The sequence below is a fragment of the Citrobacter sp. NCU1 genome, assembly GCF_010231475.1.
In the GTDB taxonomy this organism is placed as follows: domain Bacteria; phylum Pseudomonadota; class Gammaproteobacteria; order Enterobacterales; family Enterobacteriaceae; genus Citrobacter_D.
This window is the reverse complement of the sequence record NZ_NRDO01000013.1, coordinates 105,177-131,926: the sequence shown is the minus strand read 5'-3', so window position 1 is coordinate 131,926 and position 26,750 is coordinate 105,177. Positions and strand designations below refer to the sequence as shown.

Annotated in this window: 16 protein-coding genes and 1 pseudogene; 8 read left to right on the top strand and 9 right to left on the bottom strand. The window is 54.3% G+C overall.

Features of this window, described 5'->3' with window-relative positions; translation table 11 throughout:
- Window positions 1-10: 10 nt before the first annotated feature.
- The 6 genes and pseudogenes from baeR to CJP72_RS05925 all read right to left on the bottom strand — a co-directional run bounded on the left by baeR (window position 11) and on the right by CJP72_RS05925 (window position 10,998).
- The gene (gene baeR / locus CJP72_RS05950) at window positions 11-733 is read right to left on the bottom strand and encodes an envelope stress response regulator BaeR (protein ID WP_162379972.1); all 723 of its coding nucleotides are present in this window, start codon (window positions 731-733) and stop codon (window positions 11-13) included.
- Window positions 730-2,133 (bottom strand): envelope stress sensor histidine kinase BaeS, encoded by a 1,404-nt coding sequence (gene baeS / locus CJP72_RS05945; RefSeq protein WP_162379971.1) that lies wholly within the window; start codon window positions 2,131-2,133, stop codon window positions 730-732. The genes baeR and baeS overlap by 4 nt, the downstream gene beginning before the upstream one ends.
- Window positions 2,133-3,545: an MFS transporter gene (gene mdtD / locus CJP72_RS05940; RefSeq protein ID WP_162379970.1), complete on the bottom strand. Its 1,413-nt coding sequence runs from the start codon at window positions 3,543-3,545 to the stop codon at window positions 2,133-2,135. The genes baeS and mdtD overlap by 1 nt, the downstream gene beginning before the upstream one ends.
- Window positions 3,538-6,628 (bottom strand): annotated as a pseudogene (mdtC, locus tag CJP72_RS05935) (multidrug efflux RND transporter permease subunit MdtC). The gene mdtD and the pseudogene mdtC overlap by 8 nt, the downstream one beginning before the upstream one ends.
- Window positions 6,629-9,751 carry an MdtB/MuxB family multidrug efflux RND transporter permease subunit gene (locus CJP72_RS05930; protein ID WP_162379969.1) on the bottom strand — a complete coding sequence of 1,041 codons (3,123 nt, stop codon included), beginning with the start codon at window positions 9,749-9,751 and terminating at the stop codon, window positions 6,629-6,631.
- On the bottom strand, window positions 9,751-10,998 hold the full coding sequence (locus CJP72_RS05925; protein ID WP_162379968.1) for an MdtA/MuxA family multidrug efflux RND transporter periplasmic adaptor subunit: 1,248 nt from the start codon (window positions 10,996-10,998) through the stop codon (window positions 9,751-9,753). Before CJP72_RS05925 ends, CJP72_RS05930 begins: the two co-directional genes overlap by 1 nt.
- Before the next feature lie 277 nt (window positions 10,999-11,275).
- Here CJP72_RS05925 and CJP72_RS26265 point away from each other — a divergent pair, with 277 nt between their 5' ends.
- Window positions 11,276-11,335 carry a type I toxin-antitoxin system Ibs family toxin gene (locus CJP72_RS26265; RefSeq protein ID WP_112919032.1) on the top strand — a complete coding sequence of 20 codons (60 nt, stop codon included), beginning with the start codon at window positions 11,276-11,278 and terminating at the stop codon, window positions 11,333-11,335.
- Between the two features lie 102 nt (window positions 11,336-11,437).
- Here CJP72_RS26265 and yegD read toward each other — a convergent pair whose 3' ends face one another.
- Window positions 11,438-12,790 carry a molecular chaperone gene (gene yegD / locus CJP72_RS05915; RefSeq protein ID WP_162379967.1) on the bottom strand — a complete coding sequence of 451 codons (1,353 nt, stop codon included), beginning with the start codon at window positions 12,788-12,790 and terminating at the stop codon, window positions 11,438-11,440.
- A gap of 134 nt (window positions 12,791-12,924) precedes the next feature.
- Between yegD and alkA the strand changes: the two genes are divergently transcribed.
- A complete protein-coding gene (gene alkA, locus CJP72_RS05910; protein WP_162379966.1) occupies window positions 12,925-13,794 on the top strand; it encodes a DNA-3-methyladenine glycosylase 2 in 870 nt (289 codons plus the stop codon).
- Here the strand turns inward: alkA and CJP72_RS05905 are convergent.
- Entirely contained in the window at window positions 13,762-17,091 is a 3,330-nt protein-coding gene (locus tag CJP72_RS05905; protein ID WP_162379965.1) for a diguanylate cyclase, read from the bottom strand. The genes alkA and CJP72_RS05905 overlap by 33 nt on opposite strands.
- Window positions 17,092-17,431: 340 nt before the next feature.
- Here CJP72_RS05905 and udk point away from each other — a divergent pair, with 340 nt between their 5' ends.
- The 3 genes from udk to asmA all read left to right on the top strand — a co-directional run bounded on the left by udk (window position 17,432) and on the right by asmA (window position 20,626).
- Complete coding sequence (udk, locus tag CJP72_RS05900) at window positions 17,432-18,073, top strand: uridine kinase (protein ID WP_162379964.1); 642 nt, start codon at window positions 17,432-17,434, stop codon at window positions 18,071-18,073.
- A 91-nt stretch (window positions 18,074-18,164) separates the two neighbouring features.
- A complete protein-coding gene (gene dcd / locus CJP72_RS05895) occupies window positions 18,165-18,746 on the top strand; it encodes a dCTP deaminase (protein ID WP_162379963.1) in 582 nt (193 codons plus the stop codon).
- Window positions 18,747-18,772: 26 nt separating this feature from the next.
- Complete coding sequence (gene asmA / locus CJP72_RS05890) at window positions 18,773-20,626, top strand: outer membrane assembly protein AsmA (protein ID WP_162379962.1); 1,854 nt, start codon at window positions 18,773-18,775, stop codon at window positions 20,624-20,626.
- 44 nt (window positions 20,627-20,670) lie between these two features.
- On the opposite strand, the gene CJP72_RS05885 is transcribed toward asmA, so the two are convergent.
- Window positions 20,671-22,257: a TerC family protein gene (locus CJP72_RS05885; protein WP_162379961.1), complete on the bottom strand. Its 1,587-nt coding sequence runs from the start codon at window positions 22,255-22,257 to the stop codon at window positions 20,671-20,673.
- A 685-nt stretch (window positions 22,258-22,942) separates the two neighbouring features.
- On the opposite strand from CJP72_RS05885, the gene CJP72_RS05880 reads away from it, so the two are divergent.
- The 3 genes from CJP72_RS05880 to wzc are packed head-to-tail and all read left to right on the top strand — an operon-like array spanning window position 22,943 to window position 26,696.
- Window positions 22,943-24,082, top strand: coding sequence for a polysaccharide export protein (locus CJP72_RS05880; protein ID WP_162379960.1), 1,140 nt, complete (start codon window positions 22,943-22,945; stop codon window positions 24,080-24,082).
- A 5-nt stretch (window positions 24,083-24,087) separates the two neighbouring features.
- Window positions 24,088-24,537: a low molecular weight protein-tyrosine-phosphatase Wzb gene (wzb, locus tag CJP72_RS05875; protein ID WP_162379959.1), complete on the top strand. Its 450-nt coding sequence runs from the start codon at window positions 24,088-24,090 to the stop codon at window positions 24,535-24,537.
- Window positions 24,534-26,696 (top strand): tyrosine-protein kinase Wzc, encoded by a 2,163-nt coding sequence (gene wzc / locus CJP72_RS05870; protein WP_162379958.1) that lies wholly within the window; start codon window positions 24,534-24,536, stop codon window positions 26,694-26,696. The genes wzb and wzc overlap by 4 nt, the downstream gene beginning before the upstream one ends.
- Window positions 26,697-26,750: the final 54 nt, after the last annotated feature.

Here is a 26,750-nt window from a genome sequence, read left to right as displayed (position 1 = left end):
GTGAATGATATTATGCAATCCTACAGGCATCCGCTTCCCAGCGATAGCCAACACCATAGACGGCGCGAATAAATGACTGCTCGGCGTCCAGAGATTCCAGCTTACGGCGAAGGTTTTTGATGTGACTGTCGATGGTACGATCGGTCACCACACGATAATCGTCATAGAGATGATTAAGCAGTTGCTCGCGAGAAAAGACCTTGCCCGGCTCGTGCGAAAGGGTTTTCAGTAAGCGGAATTCGGCAGGCGTTAAATCAAGCATTTTACCGCGCCAGGAGGCCTGAAAGCGGCCTTCATCGACAATCAGCGGGCTGTCGGCGTCCAGTTGTTGCATCTCTTTGTGCGGGCGACAACGGCGAAGAATGGTTTTGACGCGGGCGACGACTTCACGCGGGCTATAGGGTTTGCAGATGTAATCATCGGCGCCAATTTCCAGCCCCAGCAGTCTGTCTATCTCTTCAATTTTGGCCGTCACCATGACGATCGGAACTTCAGAAAAACGACGGATTTCCCGACACAGGGTTAAACCGTCGGTACCGGGTAACATGAGATCCAGCAGGATTAGATCGGGCGGTGTTTGATGTACGTAAGGCAGTACCTGATCGCCGTGACCGATCAGGGTCGGCGCATAACTTGCGGCGCGCAGATAGTCGATCAGCAGTTGCCCCAGTTTGGGTTCATCTTCCACAATCAAAATACGTGGCGTGTTTTCATCAATGGGTAACTCAGTCATACATCCCTCTGTATATCGCGTTCCAGCGGTAATTCTACTGTAATGCTCACCCCGCCAAAAGGCGAATGGGCGGCGCGGATGTGGCCATTATGCGCCTGCACAATGTTGACGCAAATCGCCAGTCCCAGCCCCGAACCGCCACTGGCGCGGTTGCGGGAGCCCTCCGTTCGGTAAAAACGTTCAAACAGCTTCTGCAACTGTTCGTCGCTGACCCCGGGGGCGGAATCCGCAAAGGTCAACAGCAACGACTTGTCGTGTTGCTCAGCGGAAATATGCAGACCACCACCGCTATCGGTGTAACGCAGACTGTTTTCCAGTAGATTATTGAACAACTGCATCAGGCGATCCCGGTCGCCAAACACGTAGACGCTGTCTGGTAAAGAGAGCTGTAACGTCAGCCCCCGACTGGCGAAACGCTCGCGAAACGCACCGCCTGCGACTTCCAGAAGCGTAATAAGATCAACCGGGGTTTTCTGGTACGCCAGTGCGCCTTCATCAGACATCGACAGCTGATGCAGGTCGTCTACCAGTTTAGTTAATGTGCCGACTTCGGCCTGTAACGACGCCACCGACTCCGGCGTGAATTGCCGCACGCCATCCTGAATCGCCTCCAGTTCACCACGCAGAACGGCCAGCGGTGTGCGCAGTTCGTGAGAGATGTCGGCCATAAAATCGCGGCGCATCTGCTGATTTTTTTCCAGCGTGCTGGCGAGCTGGTTAAAGTCCTGCGCCAGTTTGCCCAGTTCATCTGCGCTGGTGGAGGCTACGCGGGTGGTGAAGTCACCGGCAGCCAGCTTGTGCGTGCCTTCCACCAGCCGTTTCACGGGCGCCAGCAGTCCGCGCGCCAGTGAAAAGGTCGCCAGCGCTGCCAGCAGAGTGGATAACGCCACAATCAGCCAACTGGTTCGCCGCTGTTGCTTATCAAAATTAATGTCGGTATTGCGCGTTAAGCGTTCGACAGGGGAGGCGATGACTGCGCCAACCTCCATCCCATTCACAAGGATGGCCCGCCGCGTGCCGTCGGGGGGAACGGGCGCTCTGGGGCCGACCAGAACTCTGGCATTTTGGTCGACGACCCAAAACTGGGTGCGCCAGCCGTGTGGGGGCATACCTGGGCCGGGTTTGTCATCGTCATTATCATGTTCTAAAGAGCGCAGGATCTGGAACACAAAACGATCGTTGTTGCGTAAAAATCGCCAGTTGCCATGTAACTGGTATTGCTCGCCCAATGCGTCGCTCAGCAGTTGCAAACGTTGCTCATTGCCCTGTTTGATGTAGTCAATAAATCCGCGCTCGAAGCTAATGCGTACGGCCCAGTGCATGGTGATGAGCAAAACAATGCAGGTGGCGAAAATAGCCAGAAACAGTTTGCCGGTGATACCGGGTCGCCAGAATTTCATTACAGACTCCTTTTTCGCCGCGAAATGACCGTGTTTTTGTGTGTGTCGTCAGGTACCCTGGAAAAAATAATCGCCGGGAGTGCAATGATGAACGCCATGCAAATCCAGCTGTACATAAAGACGGTTTGCGTTGCGCCAGCCTCTACGGTGAGGTGTTGTTGACCGAACATTCCCAGCAATAACCCGGCAATGGTTACGCCAATACTCATCGACAACTGCATGATCATTGACAACAAACTGTTACCGCTACTGGCTAAATCGTCCGGAAGATCTTTCAGCGTCAGGGTGTTCATCGAGGAGAAACGGGTTGAGTTAACCATCCCTTGCAGGAACAGGACAAACGGCAGGATGTAATACCAGCCCAGCATCGCCGTGGTCATAAACAGCAGACTGACCAGTGCCAGGCCGAGCGTGGTGGCGACCAGTACGCGGCGGTAGCCAAAGCGGTTGACCACCTGCACCACTACCCGTTTCATCCCCATACTGCCCAGCACCATTGGGATCATCATAAGCCCGGCATGGAAGGGCGAGAAGCCCAGACCAATCTGTAAAAATACCGGGGTCATGAAAGGGAGCATGCCACTGCCGATGCGTCCGGTGAAACTGCCAAGCAGACCGAGTGAAAAGGTGTTCGTGCGGAATAAGTCGAGACGAAACAGGGCGCGCGCATTGTTCTTTGCATGTCGAAGATACAGCAGGATGGCCACAATACCGGTGGCGATGAGTCCCGCCAGCGCGGCGTGAGAGATCCCCGAGCCTTTGCCGCCATCAAGCGCCAGGGTGAGGAGCGCCATGCCGACGGCCAGCAGAAGAAATCCGGAGAGATCAAAACGCCGCGTTTGCATTGTATAGTTTGGCATCAGCAGCAAGGTGGCGATGGCACCGGCGATCCCAACGGGAATGTTGATCAAGAAAATCCAGTGCCAGGAGGCGTACTCCACCAGAATGCCCCCTAATGCCGGGCCGAGCAGCGGTCCAATTTGACCGGGCAACGTCACGAAGGTCATGGCGGCCATGTATTGTTCGCGCGGGACGATTTTCATCACCGTTAACCGACCGACGGGCACCATCATTGCGCCGCCAACACCCTGTAGCACACGCGCCATCACCAGTTCATTGAGGGTGTTGGAAGCCGCGCAAAACAGCGATCCCAGCGTGAACAGGATGATGGCGGAAAAGAAAATGTTACGTACGCCGATTTTGTCCGCCAGCCAGCCACTGGCGGGGAGCATGACGGCGACGGTCAGCACATACGACACGACAACCATGTGCATATGCAACGGGCTTTCCCCAAGGCTTTTCGCCATTGAGGGCAGCGCGGTGTTCACAATCGTGGTATCCAGCGACTGCATAAAAAAGCCGAATGCCACAATCCAAAGTTGCCAGCGAGTGCTGTCAGGAAGTTCAGTCATGTTGCTCTGCCGGGACGGTGTTACTGTTTCTGCGCAAAAAACGCAGCCGCAGGCGGTCAAAAAAGAGATACACCACTGGGGTGGTATAGAGCGTCAGAAGCTGGCTCATGATAAGCCCCCCCCACAATCGTAATCCCCAGCGGCTGGCGCAACTCTGAGCCGTCTCCGCCTGATAGCACCAGCGGCAGTGCGCCAAATAACGCCGCCAGGGTGGTCATCATGATCGGGCGAAAACGGAGTAAACAGGCCTGAAATATCGCCTGCTCCGGCGTCAGATTGCCGTTTCTTTGCGCTTCCAGCGCAAAATCGACCATCATGATGGCGTTTTTCTTCACAATACCAATTAACAGCATGATCCCTATCAGGGCAATGAGGCTGAACGGGGCATCAAAAAGTTCCAGCGCCAGCAGCGCGCCGACGCCAGCGGAGGGGAGTGTGGAGAGGATGGTCAGCGGGTGAACATAGCTTTCGTATAACATCCCCAACACAATGTAGACCGTGGCGATCGCCGCCAGGATCAGAATCAGCTGAGCGTTCATGGTGTCCTGGAACACCTGTGCTGTTCCGGCAAAACTGCCGCGAACCGTGGAGGGCACACCAAGCTGTGTCATGGCGCGGTTGATTGCATCGGTAGCCTGGGAAAGCGACGTCCCGGTCGGCAGGTTAAAAGCAATGGTCGAGGCGGCAGATAATCCCTGATGATTGACCGACAGCGGCGCGTTAGCGGGCTGCCATTTTGCAAAACTCGAGAGCGGGATCGCTTTCCCGTCGTTGTTAATCACGAACATTTTATCCAGCGCGCTGATGTCCTGGGTATAACGCGGGTCTACTTCCATCACGACTTTATATTGGTTCATCGGCTGATAGATGGTCGAAATTTGCCGCTGACCAAAGGCATTGTTCAGTAAACTGTTCGCCGCCTGAACGTCGATACCCAGCCGTGACATTGTGTCGCGATCGTAGACAAGCGCCATCTCTGCGCCGTTGTCCTGCTGGTCGGAGTTAACATCAGCCAGTTGCGAAAGTGAGGAAAGCGATTTACGAATTTTGGGCTCCCATTCGCGCAGCGCCGCCAGGTCATCGGATAGCAACGTGTACTGATAGCTGGCGTTGGCCTGACGTCCCCCGACGCGGATATCCTGCACCGCCATCAAAAACAGATTGGCGCCGGGCTCTTTTGCCAGTTTGACGCGCAGCCTGTCGATGACCTGCTGAGCGGTTTCATGCCGATCATCGCGTGATTTCAGCGTGATAAACATCATGCCGCTGTTGACTCGCGAACCGCCGGTAAAACCGGTGACGTTATTCACCGCCGGATCGTCGCGGATGATTTTCATAAAGTCTTCGAGTTTACCGCGCATCGCCTGGAACGAAATGCTCTGGTCAGCCTGAATGCCGCCCATCAAGACCCCGGTATCCTGTTCAGGGAAAAAGGTTTTCGGGATCGAAATATAGAGCCAGATATTTAGCGCGATGGTGCCAAGCAGAACAACGCCCACCAGACGGGTATGTTTTAACACCCACTTCAGCGAGTTGCCGTAGCCCTGTTGTAACGCGACCAGCAGACGTCCAAAACCTCGCTTACGCGTCTGCTCGCGCGCTTTACCTGATGTGAGCATCCAGCCGCACATCATCGGGGTCAGGGTCAGCGAGACGAGCAGTGAAATCCCGATAGCCACCGACAGCGTAACGGCAAATTCGCGCAGCAGCCTGCCGGGTAATCCGCCCATCAACAGCAGCGGTAGAAAAACCGCCACCAGCGAAAGACTCATGGAGAGCACCGTGAAGCCCACTTCCCGCGTTCCCTGTAGCGCCGCCTGTAAGGGTTTCATCCCTGCTTCAAGGTGACGGGAGATGTTTTCCAGCACCACGATGGCGTCATCGACAACAAAACCGGTCGCAATGGTTAACGCCATCAGTGACAGATTATTCAGACTAAATCCGCACAGATACATGGCGGCGAAGGTGCCAATCAGCGAAACCGGTACGGCGACGGCAGGGATCAGGGTTGCACGCCCGGAACGCAGGAATAAAAACACCACCAGTACCACCAGGGCGATGGAAATGATGAGCGTCTGTTCTACCTCTTCCAGCGAGGCCCGAATGGTCGGAGAGCGATCCTGGGCGATGTGTAAGTCGATGGAGGCCGGGATCAGCGTTTGCAGATCAGGAATTTTCGCCCGAATACTGTCCACCGTCTGAATGATATTGGCTTCCGGCAGTTTGCGGATCATCAGCAATATCGCCGGTTTCGCGTTGGTCATCCCGGCATTACGCACATCCTGTACCGAGTCGGTGACCGTGGCGACATCCCCCAGGCGCACGGCCGCGCCGTTGTTGTAATGAATGATCAGCGGTTGGTATTCCGCGGCTGTTTTCAGTTCATCATTGGTCTGTATCTGCCAGCGCTGGTGCTTACCGTCGAGCGCGCCCTGGGGTTTTCGCACATTGGCATCACTGATGGCGGTACGTACATCGTCCAGCGAAACGCCCTGATTGAACAGCGCCTGTGGATTCAGACCAACGCGCACGGCGGGTAACGAACTGCCGCCAACGTCCACATCGCCCACGCCGTCGATTTGGGCGATGGTTTGGGCAAGCTGCGTTGAGGCGAAGTCATACAGTTCGCCCTGGGACCAGGTATCCGATGTTAGCGTCAGGATCATTATCGGCGCATCAGAGGGATTGGCCTTGCGGTAGGTCGGGCGGCTGGGCATGCCACTGGGGAGTAAACTTTGTGCCGCGTTGATCGCCGCCTGCACGTCACGCGCCGCGCCGTTGATATCCCGGTCGAAACTAAACTCAAGAATAATGCGCGTGCTGCCCAGTGAGCTACTGGAGGTCATTTCAGTAACGCCGGCAATGCGCCCCAGCGAGCGTTCCAGCGGCGTGGCGACAGAGGAGGCCATTGTCTCCGGCGAAGCGCCCGGCAACGAGGCGCTGATCATAATCACCGGGAAATCGACCTGCGGCAACGGCGCCACCGGCAACAGCCGGAAGCCCAGCACGCCGCACAGCGTAATTGCGACAGCGATCAAAATGGTGGCAACCGGCCGATAAATGAAAAGGGCGAAAAATTTCATTTACGCTTCCTCTTCCCGGCGCGAAAAGCGGTTTTTCATCGACAGCGATAAGCGGTCAAACAGCAGATAAATGACGGGCGTGGTGAACAGCGTCAATACCTGGCTGACCAGCAGACCGCCCACCATGCCAATGCCCAGCGGACGGCGCAATTCCGCCCCGACGCCGGTACTTAACATTAACGGCAATGCCCCTAATAATGCCGCCAGCGTTGTCATCAGGATCGGGCGAAAACGCAGTAAACACGCCTGGAAGATGGCGTCCTGTGGTGTCATGCCCTGTTCGCGCTCAGCGGCCAGCGCAAAGTCGATCATCATGATGGCGTTTTTCTTGACGATACCAATCAGCAAAATGATGCCAATGATGGCGATAACATCCAGTTCACTGCCTGCAATCATCAATGCCAGTAGCGCGCCGACGCCTGCCGTTGGCAGCGTGGAGAGAATGGTGATGGGGTGAATAAAACTTTCGTACAACACGCCGAGCACGATGTACATCGCCACCACTGCCGCCACTATAAGCCAAACGGTATTGCCCAGAGCTGCCTGGAAGGCGAGGGTGCTGCCCTGGAATTGGGTGGTGATATCCGCAGGCAGATTGAGCGTTTTTTCGCTGTCCAGAATCGCCTGTACCGCATCGCCGAGCGCATAGTCGTCCGGCACGTTAAAGGAGATGGTGGTGACCGGGAACTGATCGAGATGGTTAATGGAGAGCGGAGCAAAACGCTGGCCGATACGGGCGATAGCGCTGAGCGGCACAATACCGCCGTCGCGACTGGTCAGACGCACGGAATCTAACGCCGCTAACCCCGGCGTGTTTTCAGTGTCGTGTTCGAGGACCACGCGATACTGGTTTGCCTGGGTATAAATTGTCGAAATCAGTCGTTGGCCGAACGCGTTATACAGCGCGTTATCGACATCCGCCATGCTGATCCCCAGGCGGCTGGCGCTGTCGCGGTCGACATTGACATACGCCACCAGGCCTTTGTCCTGCCAGTCGCTGCTCACGTCTGAAAGCTGCGGCAACTGCTGCAGTTTCGCCACCAGCGGCGGGACCCAGGTACTTAGCGCATCCAGCGATGTCGCCTGTAGCGTGAATTGATACTGCGTGCGGCTCACCTGGGTATCAATGGTGAGATCCTGCGTCGGCTGAAGATAGAGATCCACACCCGGCATAGTGTCGACCGCTTGCTGCAGGCGTGAAATGACCTGCGAAACGCGATCGTCACGCTCATCCAGGGGCTTCAGGTTGATTTGCAGACGGGCGCTGTTCAGTGCCGGGTTGGTGCCATCCACGCCGACAAATGCGGTCAGACTTTCGACGGCAGGGTCTTTGAGAATGAGGTCGGAAACCTGCCGCTGGCGTTGCGCCATGTTGGCGAACGAGCTGGATTGCGGTGCCTGCAGCGTTCCCTGAATAATGCCGTTATCCTGGATCGGGAAGAAACCTTTCGGGATAAACACCCACAACATCACGCTCAGTAGCAGCGTGCCCAGGGAGACGCTGAGCGTCAGCCAGGGATGATTGAGCACTTTCGCCAACAGATGACCATAACCGGCAATAATGCGGTCAAACAGTCTTTCTGAGGCGCGGGAGAAACGGTTTTGCTTACGCAATGATTCCTGGCTCAGCATCCGCGCGCACATCATTGGGGTGAGCGTTAACGACACCACGGCGGATATCAGAATGGCGACCGCCAGCGTCACGGCAAATTCGCGAAACAGTCGCCCGACAATATCGCCCATAAACAGCAGCGGGATGAGTACCGCAATCAGTGAGAAGGTTAACGAGATAATGGTAAAGCCGATCTCGCCCGCCCCTTTAAGCGCGGCGGCCAGCGGTTTCTCGCCTTTTTCGATATAACGCGAAATGTTTTCGATGACCACAATCGCGTCATCCACCACAAAACCGGTGGCGATAGTGAGTGCCATCAACGTCAGGTTATTGATGGAAAAATCGAGAAAGACCATCACGGCAAAGGTACCGATCAGCGACAGCGGTACGGCGACGCCGGGAATAATGGTGGCAGGAATATTGCGCAAGAACAGATAGATAATCATCACCACCAGCGCAATGGCCAGCATCAATTCGAACTGGGTATCGGTTACCGAGGCGCGAATATTGGTGGTGCGGTCAGAAAGTACCGTCACCTTGACCGATTTCGGCAAACTGTTGGTCAGTTGCGGCAACATCTGGCGAATACTGTCTGCGGTTGAGATAATATTCGCGCCTGGCTGACGCTGCACATTCATCACGATGGCTTGTTCTTTATTGGCCCAGGCACCGAGCCAACTGTTTTCTGCACCCTGTTCAACGGTCGCGACATCGCCCAGGCGTACTGGCGCGCCGTTTTGATAAGCAATGATCAACTGGCGATACTCATCAACGGACTGCATCTGATCGTTGGCGGAGAGCGTGACCGCGCGAGTGGGGCCGTCAAGACTGCCTTTCGCCGAATTGACGTTCGCGCCGGTGATGGCAGTGCGGATGGTCTCGCTGGTCAGCCCCAGCGCGGCAATAGCCTGAGCATTCAGTTTCACGCGGACGGCCGGGCGTTGTCCCCCTGAAAGCGTGACTAAACCAACGCCGGAAACCTGCGAAATTTTTTGCGCCACCCGTGTTTCGACCATGTCTTCTACCTGCGTCATCGGCATGGCACCAGAGGTCACGGCCAGGGTCATAATGGGCGGGTCTGCCGGGTTAACTTTGCTGTAAACCGGTGGGTTAGGGAGATCGTCCGGCAGCAGATTGGTCGCGGCGTTAATGGCGGCCTGGACCTCCTGCTCGGCGACATCCAACGGCAGTGAAAGCTGAAACTGTAGTGTCACTACCGATGCGCCGCCTGAACTCTGCGACGACATCTGTTTCAGCCCCGACATTTGCCCGAACTGGCGCTCAAGGGGGGCGGTGACGGCGGAGGTCATCACATCGGGGCTGGCGCCAGGATAAAGCGTCACTACCTGAATCGTCGGATAATCCACTTCGGGCAATGCGGCAACGGGCAAGAACCGATAGCCGATAATCCCGGCCAGCAGAATCGCCACCATCAATAACGTTGTGGCGACGGGGCGCAGAATAAACAGGCGGGAAGGGCCGCCCGTTCTGCCTGGCGGTAACACCTGCATCAGGAGTTCGCTCCTTTTTTGCCATATTCTCGCGTGGTGGCTTTGCCGTCAGTTGCGGTTGTGGATTGCGCGTCCACCACTTCAACTTTCGCCCCTTCCGTCAGACGGTCAATTCCGTCGGTGACGACACGATCGCCGACGGACAATCCGGCGCTAATTACTACTTTCTGGCTGTCCTGAATACCGGTTTTCACCTGATGTTTGCTGACCTTGTTTTCGTCATTCAATACCCAGACAAAATGGCCTTCGTTACCCATTTGTACGGCGGCAGTGGGGATCACCACTGCATTGTGCTCGGTATCTACCAGCATTCGCGCATTGACAAACTGATTTGGGAACAACGTATCATCCTGATTTTTAAAGCGTGCTTTAATTTTAATGGTGCCGGTGGTGGCATCAATCTGGTTGTCCAGACTCAGCAATATCCCTTCGCTCAGCTTGTGTGAGTTGGTGCGATCCCAGGCCTCAACCGTGACGGGTTTCCCCGCTTTTTGCGCCTGCATCACCGTGGCGATATCGCTTTCCGGCAGGGTAAAAATCAGATCGATAGGGTGTGTCTGAGTGATAACGACGATCCCGGTGGTGTCGCTACTGGAGATCTGATTACCGATATCCACTTGTTTCAAACCGACGCGACCGTCAACCGGTGCCGTAATACGGCTCCAGTCAAGCTGGAGTTGCGCGCTGGCAACGCTGGCTTCATCAGCCTTAATTGTTCCCTGCGTTTCACTGACCAGCGCCTGCTGGGCGTCCAGCTCCTGACGGGAAACGAGATTGGTTTTCGCCAGTTGTTGAAAGCGCGCCAAATCACGACGGGCATTCGCCAGAGTGGCGTTGTCTTTTGCTAACTGTCCTTGAGCCTGCGCTAACGCAACCCTGAACTGGCTGGGATCAATTTCCGCCAGCAGATCGCCGGCTTTGACTTGTTGTCCTTCCTGAAAGTGTAGCGCTATCAGTTGTCCGTCCACGCGGCTGCGCACTGTCACCGTATTGGCTGCTGTCACAGTTCCCAACCCGGTCAGATAGCGTGGCACCGCTTGTTCTACGGCAATTGCCGCCTGAACCGGCGCTAATGGGCCAGAGCGCATACCGCGTCGGCCCTGGCCTGCGGGGTGCTGTGTGTGGCCGGTGGCGCCCGGCGTGGTTCCCGTTGTTTCGCCACGGTTGTGCCAGAACCAGACTGCGGAAATGGCCGCCACAGCGACCACCATAGCTATCACCCAGCGGGATGTGTTACTGCCTTTCATCGTTATAAGTTTTTCATCCTGAAACGTTTCGCGGAATGATACTAGTTTAGCTATCCAACAAGGGAGAATAATGGAGGAATTATGAAACACGGTCTGGATTTGTCTGAATGGCGACGGGCTTTGCGAGGGGTTACGCAACAATTATCGGCAAAAATAGAGGGCGTAGGATATTACGTTAAAGTGACGGCACGGCGAAGGAGGTAAGCCACTCATTTCAGCAGGACGCTGAAACGGGAAAGCCCCTCCCGAGGAAGGGGCCTTAAATAAGGAAAGGGTTATGATGCGGCTAGTCATCATACTGGTGATACTCTTAGTTATCAGCTTGCCAGCATACTAAGACACCAGGGGGAGGGGGAAAACCTCTCCCTTACCCTCACTCCTGACGTTAAGCGTTGGCAACGATAAAGTCAATCCACTCGCGGTTGAGCTTGCGAGACAGTTAGCGAAAAACCACGTCCGCCCAGCGCGCCAGACCGGCGGTGACAGAACCAAAATCATCGCCCCCGGCAATCGGAATTCCCGGTAACTGTTCGGCCAGTGCTTTCCTGAGCAGCGGTGAACGTGCGCTGCCGCCGGTCAGGTAAATCACATCCGGTTTTTCCTGTGCGTTATCCAGCGCCAGTTGAACCTGTTCCAGAATCCTTGCCAACGGTTGATTCAGCGCCGCTTCCAGCCCTTGTTGGCTGATCGCCGCTGCGAGTTCGTCGCTGATGAAAGGCAGCGACGTGGTGACATGGGGCTGTTCGGAAAGCGCAATTTTGCTCTCTTCCGCACTGCGTACCAGGCGATAGCTCAGACGCTGACGCCAGACTTTGAGCAGCAGCGCGACTTTGTCTGCGTCACGCGCGTCACGCACCAGATCGTTAAGTAAGCGACCGTTGGCGGTGCTGTAAAAATCACTTTGCGCAGGGACATCGTTGATGGCGACGGCATTCCACCACGGCAGAATCGGCAGCGCGATGCCTTTTTCTGTTTCTCCCCCCATACCGAGCAGCGGCATCAGGTTTTTAAACGCCAGTGCAATATCGAGATCGTTACCGCCAACGCGACAGCCGCTGTGGCCGAGCAGGCTGGTTTCACGATCGGCGCGTTGATGCCACTGTGGGCCCATCAACAGCAAGGAGCAGTCCGTGGTACCGCCGCCGATATCCACAACGAGAACCCGTTTTTCTTCGGTCAGTGTGGCCTCATAATCCAGCCCTGCGGCAACAGGTTCGTACTGAAAAACGACCTCCTGAAACCCTGCACGTTTTGCCGCACGTTCCAGAATCCCTTGCGCCTGGGCATTGGCGTCGTCCCCGCCTAACCCCTGAAAGTTGATCGGGCGACCTATGACCGCCTGCGTGATCGATTCCGGCAACTGATGCTGTGCCTGATGACGGATGTGCAGCATCATGGCGCAAACCAAATCCTCGAACAGCGCAACCTGCTGCGGCTTAAGTCCGCTGGCACCTAGGAACGATTTGGGCGATTTAACGAAGTAAACTTCTTCAGGATCGTCAATGTACTGGGCCAGAGAGCCGAGTCCAAACTGTACGCTTTCCGGGTGGACATCAATGTCTTCTTCACGGTTATAGCGCATCGCGCGACGCAACAAGGCCTGCGTTTCGGTATCCGTTGCCGGGACATCGTGATGGCGGTACAACCATTCACTCACCGCTTCGCGCGTCGGGGCGCAAAGCATCGAGGGCAATAGCGTGCTGTTATTTTCCATCCGGAGCAGGCGTGGTTGCCCGTCTTGCATAACGGCCACTGAACAGTTCGCCGTACCGTAATCAAAACCAATGAACACTGAAAAATCCCCATGCCAGTGAAGAAGGGGCGTGACTTTAACGAAATGTTGCCGTCCCGACAACTGGAATATGAAAGCAAGGCGTAACGCGGATAAACCGTTTATGCTGAAGACTCACGATTAGAGGAGTCGCAATGTATACCCTGAACTGGAAACCGCCGTATGACTGGTCCTGGATGTTGGGTTTTCTCGCCGCGCGTGCGGTTGATGGCGTGGAAACCGTGGGCGCGTCGTCCTACGAGCGAAGTCTGGCTATTGGAGAGCATCGGGGGTTGCTGACCGCGCTGCCTGACCTTCAGACACATACGTTGCAGATTACCCTGAGTCCGGGTTTACAGCCCGTCGCAGCGGAATGTCTGGCGAAAATCGAGCGACTCTTCGATCTTCGCTGTAACCCATTACTGGTGAGCGATGCGCTTGGCGAACTGGGGGCTGCTCGCCCAGGGTTACGCCTGCCTGGCGCGGTTGATGCGTTTGAGCAGGGCGTGCGGGCGATTCTGGGACAACTGGTCAGTGTGGCGATGGCCGCTAAACTGACCGCGAAAGTGGCCCGCCGTTATGGCGAGACGCTGGAAGATGCTGCGGAATATGTCTGTTTTCCCGGTCCTGAAACGCTGGCTGCTGCGGATCCGCTCGAACTTAAAGCTCTGGGGATGCCCCTCAAACGCGGTGAAGCGTTGATCCATCTGGCTCAGGCGACGCTGAATGGCGCATTAGCGGTCACGCCGCCCTCTGACATCGAACTCGGCGTCAAAGATCTACAAACGTTTCCCGGTATTGGTCGCTGGACCGCCAGTTACTTCGCGCTGCGCGGCTGGCAGGCAAAGGACATTTTTTTGCCAGACGATTATCTGATTAAACAGCGCTTTCCCGGCATGACGCCCGCTCAGATTCGGCGTTATGCCGAGCGCTGGAAACCCTGGCGCTCCTACGCGTTGTTGCATATCTGGTATACAGAGGGCTGGCAGCCGTCAATTGATGGCGAAATAGCTGGTGTTAAGTAGTTGATCCAATGGCTGAGCGTTGGCAATGATATCGCCATAAATCAGGTCAATCCCGATGCCGGAAAGCGCATCCATGATAACGGGCGTCTGAACCGGGCCGACAAGCGTTTTGATTCCCAGCCGCTGTGCATTCCCCTGGATGATTGAAACCAGCATTTCGTCCATCAAATTACCGTGCAGGCTGGTTGCGAGTTCGCTTTCAAGCAGCAGATAGTCCGCCATGTGCGCAGTCAGATGGCTGAAGATCTCCAGATCACGACCGACCTGGCTGAACATTATCCGGCATCCCGCCTGGCGCAGTTTTTGAATCGCAGAAGCGGTCTGTGTTGGATGTGTGATCATAACATCGGCTGGCACAACCAGATGCAGCAGACGCGCCGGGAGCGGGCTGTGTTCAAGGTGGGTCAGCAATTCATCGATTAAGCTCGTGCTGCTTAACCCGGCTGCGGAGAAGGGGAGGGCGACGCTCAGCCCCTTGCGTGCAATCGCCGGGGCCGCATGATGGAAAAATTCATGCAGTACGCGGCGATCCAGCGCATGATTGAGTGCCGGGTCGACCAATCCCGCGCGGAAGGCCTGCTCTTCCACGACGTCGCCTTCACGGGTGTGCAGGCGTAGTGAAATCAACCAGAAACTGCATGTTTCAGGGATCCGCGGTGATGCCACTCCCTGTGCAATCATCAACAAAGGATGGTCTTTAATCATTTGCGACTGCTCATCCAGCGACATCATTCCCCGTTCTTTATGCGTCTCTTGTTGCTGAGGTTCATACACGGTGACGCGACCACGACCATTGTTTTTGGAGGCGTAACAGGCGATATCCGCCTGTGACATGACGTCCGTTACCAGATAATTGCGTTCGTCAATCCGCGTTATCCCGGCGCTGGCGCCTATACGGTGTAAACGCCCTTCCCACATAAAGTGGTAATCGTTGATGGCGTTAATCATTCGCGTTGCGATGAAACGGGCGCTTTCGATATTACAGTCAGGCAGTAACAGTCCAAACTCATCTCCGCCCAGACGCGCCAGCATGTCGCTGGAACGGATCATACTGAGCATCAGCGCCGAGATTTCACGTAATAGCGCGTCACCGGCGGCATGGCCTGCACTGTCGTTGACGGCTTTGAAACGGTCAAGGTCAATAAAGATCAGGGCGTGACGTTGGTGGGCATCGCGAACGGTTTGCAACAAACGCTTCAGGTGGTTTTCGAAGCTGACCCGGTTCGCCAGGTGGGTCAGGGCGTCATGGGATGCGCTGTAACTGAGCTGGCGCAGCATTTTACGCGATTCAGTGACGTCCTGAATAACCAGTACTGACCCAATATTGCCGCCGTCCAGCGTACTGAGTGGGGTAATGCTGTAATGGATATCGTAGTTGCCGCCGCTACGACAATGCAGCACCACATCCTGCTCAATCGCGGAGCGGGACATATCCGCACTGTAGATGTTTTCCATTAATGGGCCGTTGTCGCCAAAGGTAATGCGCAGCACGGTCAGTAACGGCACACCCATTGCGTCATTTTGCTGCCAGCCGCTCATCTTCTCCGCCACCGGGTTCATAAAGGTAACGTTCATGTCGACGTCAATACAGACAACGGCTTCTCCGATGGAGTCCAGCGTAATGTGAAGGCGCTCCTTTTCCTGGTATAGCGCTTCGTTCAGTTGCTTCACTTCGGTCATGTCCATATTGATGCCGAGTAAGCGTTCCACTTCGCCGTCTTTATTCAAGACCCGGTTTGCCAGTGAGCGGATATGCCGGATTCCGTCTTTTACCGTAATACGGAACTCCAGTTTGAAGGGGCGACGGGCAGCAAGCGCATCGCGGATCTCTTTTTCAGCATGATCGCGATCTTCAGGCAACACGCAGTCATACCAGACTTGCCAGGTGGGTTTTACGTGTGGAGGAATTTCATACAGTTCAAACATCCGCTTATCCCAAAGGTAGACATCAGACTGCAATTCCCACTCCCAGATACCAATACCGCCCGCTTCATTTGCCAGGGTAATCCGTTCCATCAGGCGCTTGTTGACCCATTCGGTTTGTTTCAGGTCGTTGATATCTTCAATCTGCGCAATAAAGTAAAGCGGAGTGGTATCGCTATGGCGAACCAGCGAGACCGTCAACAGCGCCCAGACCACTTCTCCCTCTCGGGTGTAGTAGCGTTTTTCCATCGAGTAGCTGTTGATCTCGCCGCGAACCAGCATGTTGAGCTGTTCAAGATCGTTATTGAGATCTTCCGGCCAGGTCAGTTGCTGGAAAGTGAGCGCGCGTAGCTCATCCTGGCTATAGCCAAGAAACTGGCACAACGCTTTGTTCGCTTGTAGCCACTGGCCTTCAGTACCCACCAGTGCCATGCCGATGGCGGAGTATTCCATGGCGTTGCGAAAGCGCGCCTCGCTTTCAGAAATGTGTTTACGCTCGGTGCGAAACGCATACATCACCATGGTCATTACATTGGCAGGAATCAGAATCATGACAAACGGCAGCCAGGGGACGTTCGCCATGATGTGGGCTTTGGGCGTTGAGAGCAGCGATGGATCGACGGCCATCATTAATGACACCATCATCACCGTCGCGAGAAAGATCAAAAAGGCTTCCACACGTGGCAGACGTACCGCGCTCCACATCAGCAACACGATGACGCTGGTAAACGGCCACGGCAGATACTGCATTGAGAGCCAGCTCAGCACCAGCGTGACGGCCAGCGTCAGCAACGTTTCAAGCAATACGCGCGGATCCCGGTGGCGCAGCAAGTAATGCAGTTTAAACAGCAAACCCAGGGGAACCAGCGCCAGAGCACCGATTGATTCAGAAAGAACCCAAATAAGAAATGCTTCCAGGTGCGCGCTTTCAGGCACCAGCAACCAGACAAGGAGTCCACCCACCAGAGGCGGAATCACCGCGCTGCCTATCGCCAGACGGATCCAGTCGCTCAGGTTTTGTAATGGGTTATACCAGGGCAGGAGTTTACGCAGCAATATTGCGCCGATAACGGCTTCGAAAATGTTAATTGCGGTATAGGTAAAGTTCAGCGAAACGTTAGGGAAAAGCAGTAATGCCGCGCCGAGACTGCCAAGCGAACAGGAGAGAGCAATACCCGGCCACATGCGCCCCGCGTGACGGTAAAACGCCACTGTCATAATAGAGGTGGGGAACCACAAAGGGGCCAGCTGTGTACCAAAACGCGATAATTCGAGCGAAAACAGCGTAAAGATAAAGGCCACCAGGCCTAAACTGATCAGATGCAGTATAGGATGAGCCAGGGTAACTAAAACATGTTGGAATTGTTTACTCATTACCACGTTATCCGAATAGCCCGTACCGTCACGGAACACCCGGACGCGTCAGTTGTTATCTGTGGTTATGCTAGTACAAACAATTCACCTTTTATAGGTCAACTGTTCATAAAATGACGCGATTAAGTTAATAATTCCTTACTGTTGGAAATAATTTTCCAGCCTGATTTAAAGTTGACCGTTTTAATTTGCGAAAGGGAAAGCGCGGGGGGTAATTTAGCAGCCGCTGCGCCATCTGCTATCTCGACTGGTATCGCGCGCCTGAAATCCCTATAATTGCCGCGTTTGGCGTTTCTACGCCGCCCTCCCTAACATCCAGGTTAATCAGGTCGCTAAATTTATGACTGATCAGTCTCATCAGTGCGTCATTATCGGTATCGCAGGCGCGTCCGCTTCCGGTAAAAGTCTCATTGCCAGTACCCTTTATCGTGAGTTGCGTGAACAAGTCGGTGATGCACATATTGGCGTTATTCCCGAAGACAGCTATTACAAAGATCAAAGCCATCTGTCGATGGAAGAGCGCGTAAAAACCAACTATGACCATCCGAATGCGATGGATCACAGCTTGCTGTTTCAACATCTGCAAACGCTCAAACGCGGCTGTCCGATTGAACTGCCAGTGTATAGCTATGTTGAACATACCCGTATGAAAGAAACGGTTCGTGTTGAACCGAAAAAAGTCATTATTCTGGAAGGCATTTTGCTGCTGACGGATATGCGGTTACGTGAAGAGATGAACTTCTCTATTTTTGTCGATACCCCGCTGGATATCTGTCTGATGCGCCGCATCAAACGCGACGTCAATGAGCGCGGTCGTTCTATGGATTCGGTCATGGCGCAGTATCAGAAAACCGTACGTCCGATGTTCCTGCAATTTATCGAACCGTCTAAACAGTATGCCGATATTATCGTGCCGCGCGGCGGTAAGAACCGCATCGCTATCGATATTCTGAAAGCGAAAATCAGTCAGTTCTTTGAATAAGCCCAGCGAATTGTGTACCGTTCAGTGATAACCTGGTTCGCCCTTGATGCACCAGACGTCAAGGGATTGATGCTCAAAAGGAGAAAGCACCATGCGTTTGTGTGACCGAGATATTGAAGCCTGGCTGGATGAAGGCCGTTTGTCGATCAACCCGCGTCCTCCCGTAGAGCGCATCAACGGCGCGACAGTCGATGTGCGCCTGGGCAATAAGTTTCGCACTTTCAGCGGCCATACAGCCGCGTTTATCGACCTGAGTGGTCCTAAAGCTGAAGTGAGCGCCGCGCTGGATCGTGTGATGAGCGATGAAATCGTGCTGGATGAAGGCGAGGCCTTTTTCCTGCATCCTGGCGAACTGGCGCTGGCCGTGACCTATGAATCTGTTACGCTACCGCCGGACCTGGTGGGATGGCTGGACGGTCGTTCTTCGCTGGCGCGTCTGGGGTTGATGGTGCACGTGACTGCGCACCGTATCGATCCCGGCTGGTCGGGCTGTATTGTGCTGGAATTCTACAATTCCGGGAAATTACCGCTGGCGCTGCGCCCTGGCATGTTGATTGGCGCACTGAGCTTCGAACCGCTTTCCGGTCCCGCGGCACGCCCTTACAATCGTCGTGAAGATGCGAAATATCGCGATCAACAAGGCGCTGTTGCCAGCCGGATTGATAAAGACTAAGCCTGTTCCGTTCCATTGAGGATAGCATGAGACGATTTCTGACGACGCTGATGATCTTACTGGTCGTGCTGGTGGCCGGTTTTTCTGCGTTAGTTATGTTGGTCAATCCAAATGATTTCCGCGCGTATATGGTGCAGCAGGTTGCTGCCCGTAGCGGATATCAACTTGAACTGGATGGTCCACTGCGTTGGCATGTCTGGCCGCAGCTTAGCATTCTCTCCGGGCGGATGACCTTAACGGCGCCGGGTGCAAGTGAGGCGTTAATTCGCGCTGACAACATGCGTCTTGACGTCTCTTTGTGGCCGCTTCTGAGTCATCAGCTCAAGGTTGAGCAGGTGATGCTGAAAGGGGCGGTGATCCAACTGACCCCGCAATCGGAAGCGATGCCCATTAAAGACGCCCCGATTGCACCAAAAGACAATACATTACCGGATATCGCCGAAGATCGCGGCTGGTCGTTTGATATCGCCAGTTTACGCGTGGTAGACAGCGTACTGGTTTTCCAGCATGAGAACGATGAGCAGGTCACGGTGCGCGATATCCACCTGCAAATGGAACAGGATACCCAACATCGCGGTTCGTTCGAGTTTTCCGGACGCGTCAATCGCGACCAGCGCGATCTGAACCTCGCCCTCAATGGTACGGTTGATGCGTCTGATTATCCGCATAATCTGGCGGCTTCAATTCAACAGTTTACCTGGCAATTGCAGGGGGCCGATTTACCGAAACAGGGGATTCAGGGGCAGGGGCAATTACAGGCACAGTGGCAGGAAGAGGAAAAAAGACTCTCTTTTAGCCAGCTCAATTTGACCGCTAATGACAGCACGCTGACCGGAAAAACAGAGATTACACTCAATGATAAACCGCAATGGGTGATTGACCTCCAGTTTGGCAAACTGAATCTTGATAATCTTCTCCCGCCCACTGAAGAGGTGGTGGGTGCAAATGGTATTACGCAGCAAGGGCAGAGCCAGCCAACGCTCGCGAGACCGGTTATCGCATCGCGAATTGATGAACCGGCTTACAGTGGCTTGCACGGTTTTTCTGCTGACATTTCGTTGCAGGCTGCCGATGTGCACTGGCGGGGGATGGAATTTACCGATGTCGCTGCCAAAATGTCGAATCAGTCAGGGCTGCTGAATATCGAAACGCTACAGGGGAAACTTGATGGCGGACTGGTTTCGCTACCGGGTGAACTGGATGCACGGGAGCAAGAACCGCAGGCAGTGTTTCATCCCCGTCTTGAGAATGTTGAGATTGGAACCATTCTTAAGGCCTTTAATTACCCCATCTCTCTGACCGGGAAGATGTCGCTGACCGGGGAGTTTTCCGGCGCGGATATTGATGCGTGGGCATTTCGTCACAGCTGGCAGGGTCAGGCGCATGTCGAAATGAACGACACGCATATGGAAGGGATGAACTTCCAACAGCTGGTGCAACAGGCTGTGGAGCGGAACGGGGGCGATGTACAATCACAACAAAGCTTCGATAACGCGACGCGTCTGGATTACTTCCAGAGTGATGTCACGCTCAGAAAGGGTGAATTGACGCTCGACGATATGCAGGGGCAATCTTCGCTTCTGGCGCTTTCCGGGAAAGGGATGGTGGATCTTATCGATCAGACCTGTGACACGCAGTTCAACATTCAGGTACTCGGCGGCTGGACAGGGGACAGTAAACTGGTCTCGTTCCTGAAAGAGACGCCGGTTCCGCTCAGGGTTTACGGGAATTGGGATTCACTGAATTACACCCTGCAGGTAGACCAGGTTTTGCGTAAACATATGCAGGATGAAGCGAAACGTCGTCTCAATAACTGGGCGGATCGCAATAAAGATAGCCGCAACGGTAAAGACGTGAAGCAGTTGCTTGATAAGATGTAACCCTTAACCGGATGGCCCCCATTTTGCGGGCCATCCGGTTTCCATCACACCTCGTAGTCCAGATCGTCCTCATCATGGCGCAGTGGAATCAACTGAACCTTTTGTACCCGATGGCTTTCAACCTGTAGCGTTTTCAACAGATAATCGCCAACCTGAACTTCTTCACCGGGTTTCGGTACTCGTTGTAGATATTCCATCAGCAGCCCGGCGATAGTGTGATATTCACGTTTTTCGTCCAGCGGCAACGGGACATATTGCACAAGGTCTTCCAGCGGCATATGACCATTGGCGGTCCAGGAGCCGTCCGGGTTCTTCTGAATGTCGTGACGGGCGTCGATCTCCTCGACTTCATTGGGCAGGTTTCCGGCAATCGTCTCCATGACATCACTGAGCGTGACAATCCCTTCGACAGAACCAAACTCATCCACCACAAAGGCAAAGTGAGTACGCGCGTTACGGAACTGCTCCAGGGCGGGAAGCAACGGCAGCGTTTCCGGGAACACCAGCGGCTGGCGGATCAGCACCCGCAGGTCGAGCGGCTCGCCACGCAGCGATTGCTGCAACAGATCGATGACATGCACCACGCCAAGTAGATCTTCTTGCTCATTTTCTGCGGTGACCACCAGACGGGTATGTTGATTTTTTTCCAGCAAGGCGCGGACTTCTGCTTCGGGCGCGCTGAGATCAATATGCTCAATATCGTGACGCGAGGTCATGATACTGCTGACCGTACGTTGGTTCAGGTTCAGTACCCGCTCAATCATCCGCCGCTCTTGCGGATTGAAAATTTGTTGGTTGCCGTGATCTGCCAGCATTGAGGCGGTTTGCGCATCCAGTTCGGCGTCTTCTTTTTGTCCGCTCAGCAGGCGCATGACCGCCTCGGTGGTACGTTGGCGCAAGGTATGGTTCGCAGAGAGAAAGCGACGGCGGTTAAAAATAGCCAGTTGGTTAAGGGCTTCAATCATCACCGAGAACCCGATGGCGGCGTACAGATAACCTTTCGGAATGTGGAATCCAAACCCATCAGCCACAAGGCTGAACCCGATCATCAACAAGAAGCTGAGACACAGAATAACGATAGTGGGGTGGCTGTTCACAAAGCGCGTCAGGGACTTGCTGGCGAGCAGCATGAGACTTATGGCGACAATCACGGCGGCCATCATGACGGCAAGGTGATCGACCATTCCCACGGCGGTGATGACCGAATCGAGCGAGAAGATGGCGTCCAGTACCACGATTTGCGCCACCACGCCCCAGAATTTCGCCCCCTTCCGCTGCGTGGGATTATCGCTGTCTTTCCCCTCCAGCCTTTCGTTCAGCTCCATCGTGGCTTTAAACAGTAAGAAGAAGCCGCCAAACAGCATAATCAGGTCACGAGCGCTGAAACTCAGCTCATGTATGCTGAAGAGTGGGGTGGTCAGCGTGACCAGCCATGAGATTGACGCCAACAACAGCAGGCGCATGGTCATTGCTAACAGCAGCCCGGTGACGCGCGCGCGGTCACGCTGCGCAGGAGGCAGTTTTTCTGCGAGGATAGCAATAAAGACGAGGTTATCAATGCCGAGGACTAACTCAATCACTATAAGCGTGACAAGTCCGGCCCAGATTGACGGATCGGCAATCCATTCCATAGTAAACGTAATACCCCTGGTTATATGACAATTGTCACAATTCGATCATGGATAAAGCTGGGCCAAATTGCAATGCCGTAACGCGATTTCTCTTCCTTTATATCTAAGGGCGGCAGCGAAAAATTGACGTCAAAATAACCATCCTATTTTTACGGAGAAAGCATAGAGTACGGAATTATATTTAGGAAATATCGCAGGTGGCTGGTCGAAATTAATATTGTCAACATCAATAAAATCCTAAAATTATAAAAATTAAGCCTTAATATTAATCTTAAAAAGAGTGAGGTACAGACTAGTTACCTTGCCTGCTATTACGTTAGCTGCAACAATTCCAGCAACATTAGCAATAAGCAATAAAAATATTCTTCAGCGACGAAGCAGATGCTGTCGGGTGTTTATTATTTTCCGCGCAGCTGTTCCGTTGGCAAGAATTTGAAAATAAAGAGGATTGTAAAAAACCAGGTGAATCAGTGTATTGGTAGCTAAAAAGCCAGGGGCGGTAGCGTGCCTGGTTGCCTGAAGACGCGCCTCAATTATTCTGTCAATAGCCTGTGGACGAAAGCCGATTTTTTAGGACTGATGCCAGTTAAATTTTTATTCAATTAACTGCAATGTAAATATGAACAGGTAACGTCGCTATTTAAATTGCACAGGATAATTACTCTGCCAAAGTGATAAATAATCAATGATGAAATCCAAAATGAAATTGATGCCATTATTGGTGTCGGTAGCCCTGATAAGTGGCTGCACAGTACTTCCGGGCAGCAATATGTCTACGATGGGTAAAGATGTCATCAAACAACAGGACGCTGATTTTGATCTCGACCGAATGGTGAATGTCTATCCGTTAACCCCGCGTTTGGTTGAACAATTACGCCCGAGACCTAACGTGGCGCAACCCAATATGTCGTTAGACCAGGAGATCGCCAGCTACCAGTACCGGGTCGGTCCTGGTGACGTGCTGAATGTCACCGTCTGGGACCACCCGGAACTGACCACGCCAGCAGGGCAATATCGCAGCTCCAGTGACGCCGGTAACTGGGTGCAGCCGGATGGCACCATGTTTTATCCCTACATTGGCAAAGTCAGCGTGGTTGGAAAAACGCTGGGAGAGATCCGCAGTGATATTACCGGGCGCTTAGCGAAGTACATTGCTGACCCGCAGGTGGACGTTAATATCGCCGCTTTCCGCTCGCAGAAGGCGTATGTCTCCGGGCAGGTGAATAAATCGGGTCAGCAGGCGATCACCAACGTTCCTCTGACCGTCCTCGACGCCATTAACGCTGCGGGAGGGCTGACGGACGCCGCCGACTGGCGCAATGTGGTGCTGACTCATAAAGGGCAGGAACAGCGCATTTCCCTGCAAGCGCTGATGCAAAACGGCGATCTCAGTCAAAACCGACTGCTTTACCCTGGAGACATCCTGTTTGTACCACGCAACGACGATCTGAAAGTCTTCGTGATGGGCGAAGTGAAGAAACAGAGCACGCTCAAAATGGACTTCAGCGGTATGACGCTGACCGAAGCGCTGGGCACTGCTGAAGGCATCGACCTGACGACCTCCAACGCCAGCGGCATCTTTGTGATTCGTCCGCTGAAAGGTGAGGGCGGGCGTAACGGCAAGATTGCCAATATCTATCAGCTTGATATGTCCGATGCCACCTCGTTGGTGATGGCGACGGAATTCCGTCTGCAACCGTACGACGTGGTGTATGTCACGACCGCGCCGGTGGCCCGCTGGAACCGTCTGATCAATCAGTTGCTGCCGACCATTAGCGGTGTCCGTTACATGACGGATACGGCCAGCGACATTCACACCTGGTAATCGTCATGTTTAACAAAATATTAGTGGTTTGCGTGGGGAACATTTGCCGTTCCCCAACAGCAGAACGTTTGCTGAAAAGTTATCACCCCGCGTTGACGGTGGAATCTGCCGGTTTAGGGGCGTTGTCTGGCCACGGCGCCGATCCGTCGGCATTCAGTGTCGCGGCGGCGCATAACCTCTCTCTGGACGGGCACTGCGCGCGTCAGATTTCCGGGCGCATGTGTCGTGACTACGACCTGATTCTGACCATGGAGAAACACCATATTACCCGGTTGTGCGAGATAGCGCCGGAGATGCGCGGCAAAGTGATGCTGTTTGGTCATTGGGATAGTGAACGTGAAATACCCGATCCGTATCGCAAAAGTCGTGATGCGTTTGAAGCGGTGTACTCACTCCTTGAACGGTCTGCCCGCCAGTGGGCGCAGGCACTGAATGCAGAGCAGGGAAAACAATGACAGAAAAAGTAAAACAGTCTGCGGCGCCGGTCACGGGCAATGATGAGATTGATATCGGTCGTCTGGTGGGGACCGTGATTGAGGCGCGCTGGTGGGTTCTTGGCATCACGGCAGCGTTTGCGCTGTGCGCCAGCATCTACACCCTCTTCGCCACGCCTATCTACAGTGCCGATGCGCTGGTACAAATTGAGCAAAATAACGGCAACTCACTGGTTCAGGATATTGGCTCGGCGCTGTCAAATAAACCGCCAGCGTCAGACGCCGAAATCCAGCTTATTCAGTCGCGCCTGGTACTGGGAAAGACGGTGGACGATCTGGATCTTGATATCGCCGTCACCAAAAACAGTTTTCCGCTGTTTGGCGCCGGGTGGGATCGCCTGATGGGGCGTCATAATGACACGGTAAAAGTGACCACGTTCACCCGCCCAAAGGAGATGAATGAGCAGGTATTTACCCTGCACGTACTGAGTGACAAAACGTACGAACTGACCAGTGACGGCGGTTTTAGCGCCCAGGGCCAGGTGGGGGAGTTGCTGGGCAAAGAGGGGGTTACCCTGAACGTTAGCGCGATTCAGGCCGCGCCAGACAGCGAATTCACGGTGACGAAATTCTCTACCCTGGGGATGATCAATACGCTGCAAAACAACCTGACGGTGACGGAAAACGGCAAAGATACGGGCGTGTTAAGCCTCAGTTTTACCGGGGAAGACAGAGAGCAGATCCGCGACATTCTCAACAGCATCACCCGCAACTATCTGCAGCAAAATGTTGCGCGCAAATCCGAAGAGGCGGCCAAAAGCCTGGCGTTTCTGGCAAAACAGTTACCTGAAGTGCGTGGTCGTCTGGATATTGCTGAAAACAAACTGAACGCCTTTCGCCAGGATAAAGATTCGGTCGATTTACCGCTGGAAGCGAAAGCGGTGCTGGATTCGATGGTCAACATTGATGCCCAGTTGAACGAACTGACGTTCAAAGAGGCGGAAATCTCCAAACTCTACACCAAAGCGCATCCGGCTTACCGCACACTGCTGGAAAAACGCAACGCGCTGGAAGAGGAAAAAAACAAGCTGAATGGCCGCGTGACGGCGATGCCGAAAACGCAGCAGGAAATTGTGCGTCTGACCCGTGACGTGGAGTCCGGTCAGCAGGTTTATATGCAACTGCTGAACAAACAGCAGGAGCTGAAAATCACGGAGGCCAGCACGGTAGGCGATGTCAGGATTGTCGACCCGGCCATCGCGCAGCCCGGTGTGCTGAAACCGAAAAAAGCGCTGATTATTCTCGGCAGTATTATTCTCGGCCTGATGCTTTCCATCGTTGGCGTTCTGCTGCGCGCACTGCTTCATCGTGGGATTGAAAGCCCGCAGGTGCTGGAAGAGAACGGGATCAGCGTCTATGCCAGTATTCCGCTATCGGAGTGGCAAAAAGCACACGATAACGTCAAAACCGTGAAAGGCGTTAAGCGCTACAAGCAGAGTCAGTTGCTGGCGGTGGGCAATCCCACTGATCTGGCGATTGAAGCGGTGCGTAGCCTGCGTACCAGTCTGCACTTCGCCATGATGCAGGCACAAAACAATGTGCTGATGCTGACCGGTGTGAGTCCTTCCATCGGCAAAACATTTGTCTGCGCCAACCTTGCGGCGGTCATCAGCCAGACTCATAAACGCGTACTGCTGATCGACTGTGACATGCGCAAGGGCTACACCCATGAGCTACTCGGTACCCATAACACGAATGGGTTGTCCGATATTCTGGCGGGAAAAGGGGAGGTAGCCAGCAGCGCGAAACCGACCTCCATCTCCCATTTCGATCTTATTCCGCGCGGACAAGTCCCGCCGAACCCCTCCGAGTTATTGATGAGCGAACGTTTTGGCGAGCTGATTCGCTGGGCCAGCGCGAACTATGACCTGGTGCTGATTGATACGCCGCCCATCCTCGCGGTGACTGACGCTGCGATTGTGGGGCGTCATGCCGGTACCACGCTGATGGTGGCGCGTTACGCCGTCAACACGCTGAAAGAGGTGGAAACCAGCCTGAGCCGCTTTGAACAAAATGGGGTTCCGGTCAAAGGCGTGATCCTCAACTCCATATTCCGCCGGGCGTCCGGATACCAGGATTACGGTTACTACGAGTACGAATACACATCGGACTCAAAATAAAAAATCGTGAGTGGCCTGCTAATTCAGTAGGCCTGATAAGCAAAGCGCCATCAG

Bases quoted from the DNA above. Each gene is read 5' to 3' on its own strand.
- baeR (WP_162379972.1), bottom strand. From the start codon at position 733: ATGACTGAGTTACCCATTGATGAAAACACGCCACGTATTTTGATTGTG.
- baeS (WP_162379971.1), bottom strand. From the start codon at position 2,133: ATGAAATTCTGGCGACCCGGTATCACCGGCAAACTGTTTCTGGCTATT.
- mdtD (WP_162379970.1), bottom strand. From the start codon at position 3,545: ATGACTGAACTTCCTGACAGCACTCGCTGGCAACTTTGGATTGTGGCA.
- CJP72_RS05930 (WP_162379969.1), bottom strand. From the start codon at position 9,751: ATGCAGGTGTTACCGCCAGGCAGAACGGGCGGCCCTTCCCGCCTGTTT.
- CJP72_RS05925 (WP_162379968.1), bottom strand. From the start codon at position 10,998: ATGAAAGGCAGTAACACATCCCGCTGGGTGATAGCTATGGTGGTCGCT.
- alkA (WP_162379966.1), top strand. From the start codon at position 12,925: ATGTATACCCTGAACTGGAAACCGCCGTATGACTGGTCCTGGATGTTG.
- CJP72_RS05905 (WP_162379965.1), bottom strand. From the start codon at position 17,091: ATGAGTAAACAATTCCAACATGTTTTAGTTACCCTGGCTCATCCTATA.
- udk (WP_162379964.1), top strand. From the start codon at position 17,432: ATGACTGATCAGTCTCATCAGTGCGTCATTATCGGTATCGCAGGCGCG.
- dcd (WP_162379963.1), top strand. From the start codon at position 18,165: ATGCGTTTGTGTGACCGAGATATTGAAGCCTGGCTGGATGAAGGCCGT.
- asmA (WP_162379962.1), top strand. From the start codon at position 18,773: ATGAGACGATTTCTGACGACGCTGATGATCTTACTGGTCGTGCTGGTG.
- CJP72_RS05885 (WP_162379961.1), bottom strand. From the start codon at position 22,257: ATGGAATGGATTGCCGATCCGTCAATCTGGGCCGGACTTGTCACGCTT.
- CJP72_RS05880 (WP_162379960.1), top strand. From the start codon at position 22,943: ATGATGAAATCCAAAATGAAATTGATGCCATTATTGGTGTCGGTAGCC.
- wzb (WP_162379959.1), top strand. From the start codon at position 24,088: ATGTTTAACAAAATATTAGTGGTTTGCGTGGGGAACATTTGCCGTTCC.
- wzc (WP_162379958.1), top strand. From the start codon at position 24,534: ATGACAGAAAAAGTAAAACAGTCTGCGGCGCCGGTCACGGGCAATGAT.